This is a genomic window from Stutzerimonas chloritidismutans, assembly GCF_038562055.1.
In the GTDB taxonomy this organism is placed as follows: Bacteria; Pseudomonadota; Gammaproteobacteria; order Pseudomonadales; family Pseudomonadaceae; genus Stutzerimonas; species Stutzerimonas chloritidismutans_A.
In genome coordinates, this window is the sequence record NZ_JBCFXD010000030.1 from 1 (window position 1) to 5,806 (window position 5,806).

The window sequence follows — 5,806 nt, forward strand, 5'->3', positions numbered from 1 at the left end:
CAAAGACAAACCCCCGATCCTCTTACGAAGATCGGGGGTTTGGTGTAGAAGCTTGACGATGACCTACTCTCACATGGGGAAGCCCCACACTACCATCGGCGATGCGTCGTTTCACTACTGAGTTCGGGATGGGATCAGGTGGTTCCAACGCTCTATGGTCGTCAAGCAATTCGGTTGGGGAGTCGGTGTTGAGTCGCTTCCCCTAATTGGGCATGTGATGGTGTTGCAGTATTGGTTTGCTTTGCGAGCGATGCGTCTTTTCGGTTTGTTTGTCGACTTCAACCGTTTGACACGCAAACATCAAATTGTTTGGGTGTTATATGGTCAAGCCTCACGGGCAATTAGTATTGGTTAGCTCAACGCCTCACAGCGCTTACACACCCAACCTATCAACGTCGTAGTCTTCGACGGCCCTTCAGGGAGCTCAAGGCTCCAGTGAGATCTCATCTTGAGGCAAGTTTCCCGCTTAGATGCTTTCAGCGGTTATCTCTTCCGAACATAGCTACCCGGCAATGCCACTGGCGTGACAACCGGAACACCAGAGGTTCGTCCACTCCGGTCCTCTCGTACTAGGAGCAGCCCCTCTCAAATCTCAAACGTCCACGGCAGATAGGGACCGAACTGTCTCACGACGTTCTAAACCCAGCTCGCGTACCACTTTAAATGGCGAACAGCCATACCCTTGGGACCGGCTTCAGCCCCAGGATGTGATGAGCCGACATCGAGGTGCCAAACACCGCCGTCGATATGAACTCTTGGGCGGTATCAGCCTGTTATCCCCGGAGTACCTTTTATCCGTTGAGCGATGGCCCTTCCATACAGAACCACCGGATCACTAAGACCTACTTTCGTACCTGCTCGACGTGTCTGTCTCGCAGTCAAGCGCGCTTTTGCCTTTATACTCTACGACCGATTTCCGACCGGTCTGAGCGCACCTTCGTACTCCTCCGTTACTCTTTAGGAGGAGACCGCCCCAGTCAAACTACCCACCATACACTGTCCTCGATCCGGATAACGGACCAGAGTTAGAACCTCAAAGTTGCCAGGGTGGTATTTCAAGGATGGCTCCACGCGAACTGGCGTCCACGCTTCAAAGCCTCCCACCTATCCTACACAAGCAAATTCAAAGTCCAGTGCAAAGCTATAGTAAAGGTTCACGGGGTCTTTCCGTCTAGCCGCGGATACACTGCATCTTCACAGCGATTTCAATTTCACTGAGTCTCGGGTGGAGACAGCGCCGCCATCGTTACGCCATTCGTGCAGGTCGGAACTTACCCGACAAGGAATTTCGCTACCTTAGGACCGTTATAGTTACGGCCGCCGTTTACCGGGGCTTCGATCAAGAGCTTCGCTTGCGCTAACCCCATCAATTAACCTTCCGGCACCGGGCAGGCGTCACACCCTATACGTCCACTTTCGTGTTTGCAGAGTGCTGTGTTTTTAATAAACAGTCGCAGCGGCCTGGTATCTTCGACCGGCATGAGCTTACGGGGTAAACCCTTCACCCTCACCGGCGCACCTTCTCCCGAAGTTACGGTGCCATTTTGCCTAGTTCCTTCACCCGAGTTCTCTCAAGCGCCTTGGTATTCTCTACCCAACCACCTGTGTCGGTTTGGGGTACGGTTCCTAGTTACCTGAAGCTTAGAGGCTTTTCCTGGAAGCATGGCATCAACCACTTCTCCTTCTAAAAGAAGGATCGTCATCAGTTCTCGGCATTAAGATCCCGGATTTACCTAAGATCTCTGCCTACCACCTTAAACTTGGACAACCAACGCCAAGCTGGCCTAGCCTTCTCCGTCCCCCCATCGCAGTAACTAGAAGTACGGGAATATTAACCCGTTTCCCATCGACTACGCTCTTCAGCCTCGCCTTAGGGACCGACTCACCCTGCGTCGATTAACGTTGCGCAGGAACCCTTGGTCTTTCGGCGTGCGAGTTTTTCACTCGCATTGTCGTTACTCATGTCAGCATTCGCACTTCTGATACCTCCAGCAAGCTTCTCAACTCACCTTCACAGGCTTACAGAACGCTCCTCTACCGCTCATCTTACGATGAACCCGTAGCTTCGGTACCTGGTTTGAGCCCCGTTACATCTTCCGCGCAGGCCGACTCGACTAGTGAGCTATTACGCTTTCTTTAAAGGGTGGCTGCTTCTAAGCCAACCTCCTAGCTGTCTGAGCCTTCCCACATCGTTTCCCACTTAACCAGGATTTTGGGACCTTAGCTGACGGTCTGGGTTGTTTCCCTTTTCACGACGGACGTTAGCACCCGCCGTGTGTCTCCCGTGCTGACACTTGCTGGTATTCGGAGTTTGCATCGGTTTGGTAAGTCGGGATGACCCCCTAGCCGAAACAGTGCTCTACCCCCAGCAGTGATACACGAGGCGCTACCTAAATAGCTTTCGAGGAGAACCAGCTATCTCCGAGCTTGATTAGCCTTTCACTCCGATCCACAGGTCATCCGCTAACTTTTCAACGGTAGTCGGTTCGGTCCTCCAGTTAGTGTTACCCAACCTTCAACCTGCCCATGGATAGATCGCCCGGTTTCGGGTCTATTCCCAGCGACTAGACGCCCTATTAAGACTCGCTTTCGCTACGCCTCCCCTATTCGGTTAAGCTCGCCACTGAAAATAAGTCGCTGACCCATTATACAAAAGGTACGCAGTCACCTAACAAAGTAGGCTCCCACTGCTTGTACGCATACGGTTTCAGGATCTATTTCACTCCCCTCTCCGGGGTTCTTTTCGCCTTTCCCTCACGGTACTAGTTCACTATCGGTCAGTCAGTAGTATTTAGCCTTGGAGGATGGTCCCCCCATATTCAGACAAAGTTTCTCGTGCTCCGTCCTACTCGATTTCACTTCTAAGATCCTTTCGCGTACAGGGCTATCACCCACTATGGCCGCACTTTCCAGAGCGTTCCGCTAAAATCAAAGAAGCTTAAGGGCTAGTCCCCGTTCGCTCGCCACTACTAAGGGAATCTCGGTTGATTTCTTTTCCTCAGGGTACTTAGATGTTTCAGTTCCCCTGGTTCGCCTCACACACCTATGTATTCAGTGTGTGATAACCATCTTATGATGGCTGGGTTCCCCCATTCAGACATCTCCGGATCAAAGTCTGTTTGCCGACTCCCCGAAGCTTTTCGCAGGCTACCACGTCTTTCATCGCCTCTGACTGCCAAGGCATCCACCGTATGCGCTTCTTCACTTGACCATATAACCCCAAGCAATCTGGTTACTGCCTAATAACGTGAAGACGACATTCGCCGAAAATCCGCAATTTTACTCGCAAATTTTACCTTGACTTGAATAATCACCAGTGAAAGTGACCACTCAAATCTACTTCTATCACATACCCAAATTTTTAAAGAACAGTTACTGGCGCAAAGACCAGAAATCAATACACTCGCTAGAGTCTATTCATTTCTGTGCTTTCAGCGATTTGTCGAGAATAATGGTGGAGCCAAGCGGGATCGAACCGCTGACCTCCTGCGTGCAAAGCAGGCGCTCTCCCAGCTGAGCTATGGCCCCATCTACAGATCGGCCAAATCCCATGACAATTGGTGGGTCTGGGCAGATTCGAACTGCCGACCTCACCCTTATCAGGGGTGCGCTCTAACCAACTGAGCTACAGACCCAATCGTCTCTCTCGGGTCGAAACCCAATCGCTTTTCGCTAGTGAATCAAGCAATTCGTGTGGGAACTTATGAAGAAGCTGAAGTCTTCGATTAAGGAGGTGATCCAGCCGCAGGTTCCCCTACGGCTACCTTGTTACGACTTCACCCCAGTCATGAATCACTCCGTGGTAACCGTCCCCCCGAAGGTTAGACTAGCTACTTCTGGAGCAACCCACTCCCATGGTGTGACGGGCGGTGTGTACAAGGCCCGGGAACGTATTCACCGTGACATTCTGATTCACGATTACTAGCGATTCCGACTTCACGCAGTCGAGTTGCAGACTGCGATCCGGACTACGATCGGTTTTATGGGATTAGCTCCACCTCGCGGCTTGGCAACCCTTTGTACCGACCATTGTAGCACGTGTGTAGCCCAGGCCGTAAGGGCCATGATGACTTGACGTCATCCCCACCTTCCTCCGGTTTGTCACCGGCAGTCTCCTTAGAGTGCCCACCATAACGTGCTGGTAACTAAGGACAAGGGTTGCGCTCGTTACGGGACTTAACCCAACATCTCACGACACGAGCTGACGACAGCCATGCAGCACCTGTGTCAGAGCTCCCGAAGGCACCAATCCATCTCTGGAAAGTTCTCTGCATGTCAAGGCCTGGTAAGGTTCTTCGCGTTGCTTCGAATTAAACCACATGCTCCACCGCTTGTGCGGGCCCCCGTCAATTCATTTGAGTTTTAACCTTGCGGCCGTACTCCCCAGGCGGTCGACTTAATGCGTTAGCTGCGCCACTAAGATCTCAAGGATCCCAACGGCTAGTCGACATCGTTTACGGCGTGGACTACCAGGGTATCTAATCCTGTTTGCTCCCCACGCTTTCGCACCTCAGTGTCAGTATTAGCCCAGGTGGTCGCCTTCGCCACTGGTGTTCCTTCCTATATCTACGCATTTCACCGCTACACAGGAAATTCCACCACCCTCTGCCATACTCTAGCTTGCCAGTTTTGGATGCAGTTCCCAGGTTGAGCCCGGGGCTTTCACATCCAACTTAACAAACCACCTACGCGCGCTTTACGCCCAGTAATTCCGATTAACGCTTGCACCCTTCGTATTACCGCGGCTGCTGGCACGAAGTTAGCCGGTGCTTATTCTGTCGGTAACGTCAAAACACTAACGTATTAGGTTAATGCCCTTCCTCCCAACTTAAAGTGCTTTACAATCCGAAGACCTTCTTCACACACGCGGCATGGCTGGATCAGGCTTTCGCCCATTGTCCAATATTCCCCACTGCTGCCTCCCGTAGGAGTCTGGACCGTGTCTCAGTTCCAGTGTGACTGATCATCCTCTCAGACCAGTTACGGATCGTCGCCTTGGTGAGCCATTACCTCACCAACTAGCTAATCCGACCTAGGCTCATCTGATAGCGCAAGGCCCGAAGGTCCCCTGCTTTCTCCCGTAGGACGTATGCGGTATTAGCGTTCCTTTCGAAACGTTGTCCCCCACTACCAGGCAGATTCCTAGGCATTACTCACCCGTCCGCCGCTGAATCATGGAGCAAGCTCCACTCATCCGCTCGACTTGCATGTGTTAGGCCTGCCGCCAGCGTTCAATCTGAGCCATGATCAAACTCTTCAGTTCAATACTGCTTGGGTTTTGAGAAAACCCTAAACTTGGCTCAGCAATCGCAAATCTCTTCTCCTAAAAGAAGAGCACTCAATGATTTCTCGTTGAGTATTCGTGATGCTGATAATCTTGCTGACTACCAGTCTTACCTCACAAGCACCCACACGAATTGCTTGATTCAGTTGTTAAAGAGCGTTTCGATCAAGTCTTTCGTCTCAACCGAGGCCGCGCATTCTACAGCAGCCTTGTTTCTCGTCAAGCTGTTTTTGAAGAAGTTTTTCTTTCTTCTCAACCGCTTGCGCCTCCGATCAACCTAGCGTCTCTCGTTAGCGGGAGGCGAATCATACAGCGTCTAAAACCGCTGTCAACCACCTCTTTCAACCGCCTCCGATCAACCTGACCGAAGCCACCAACAGGACTCAACCACCACCCTGTCAGCCCGGCGCATTCTACTCGAATTCGCCATCCGTGCAAGCCTTTATTTTCGCTAACTTCTTGATTTACAAGAGGTTTCGCCAAAGGCCTGCGCCGGAGAAGGTGCGCATTATAGGCACTCAG

2 tRNA genes and 3 rRNA genes are annotated in these 5,806 nt (G+C 51.8%); all 5 read right to left on the reverse strand.

Annotated elements, in window-relative coordinates:
- Positions 1–50 precede the first annotated feature (50 nt).
- Positions 51–166, reverse strand: a 5S ribosomal RNA gene (rrf, locus tag AAGW23_RS21915).
- A gap of 154 nt (positions 167–320) precedes the next feature.
- A 23S ribosomal RNA gene (locus AAGW23_RS21920) occupies positions 321–3,211 on the reverse strand.
- A 241-nt stretch (positions 3,212–3,452) separates the two neighbouring features.
- Positions 3,453–3,528: transfer RNA gene (locus tag AAGW23_RS21925), tRNA-Ala, on the reverse strand.
- A gap of 30 nt (positions 3,529–3,558) precedes the next feature.
- Positions 3,559–3,635: transfer RNA gene (locus AAGW23_RS21930), tRNA-Ile, on the reverse strand.
- Positions 3,636–3,726: 91 nt separating this feature from the next.
- Positions 3,727–5,263, reverse strand: a 16S ribosomal RNA gene (locus AAGW23_RS21935).
- Together the 16S, 23S and 5S rRNA genes with 2 tRNA genes alongside form the textbook arrangement of a ribosomal RNA operon.
- Positions 5,264–5,806: the final 543 nt, after the last annotated feature.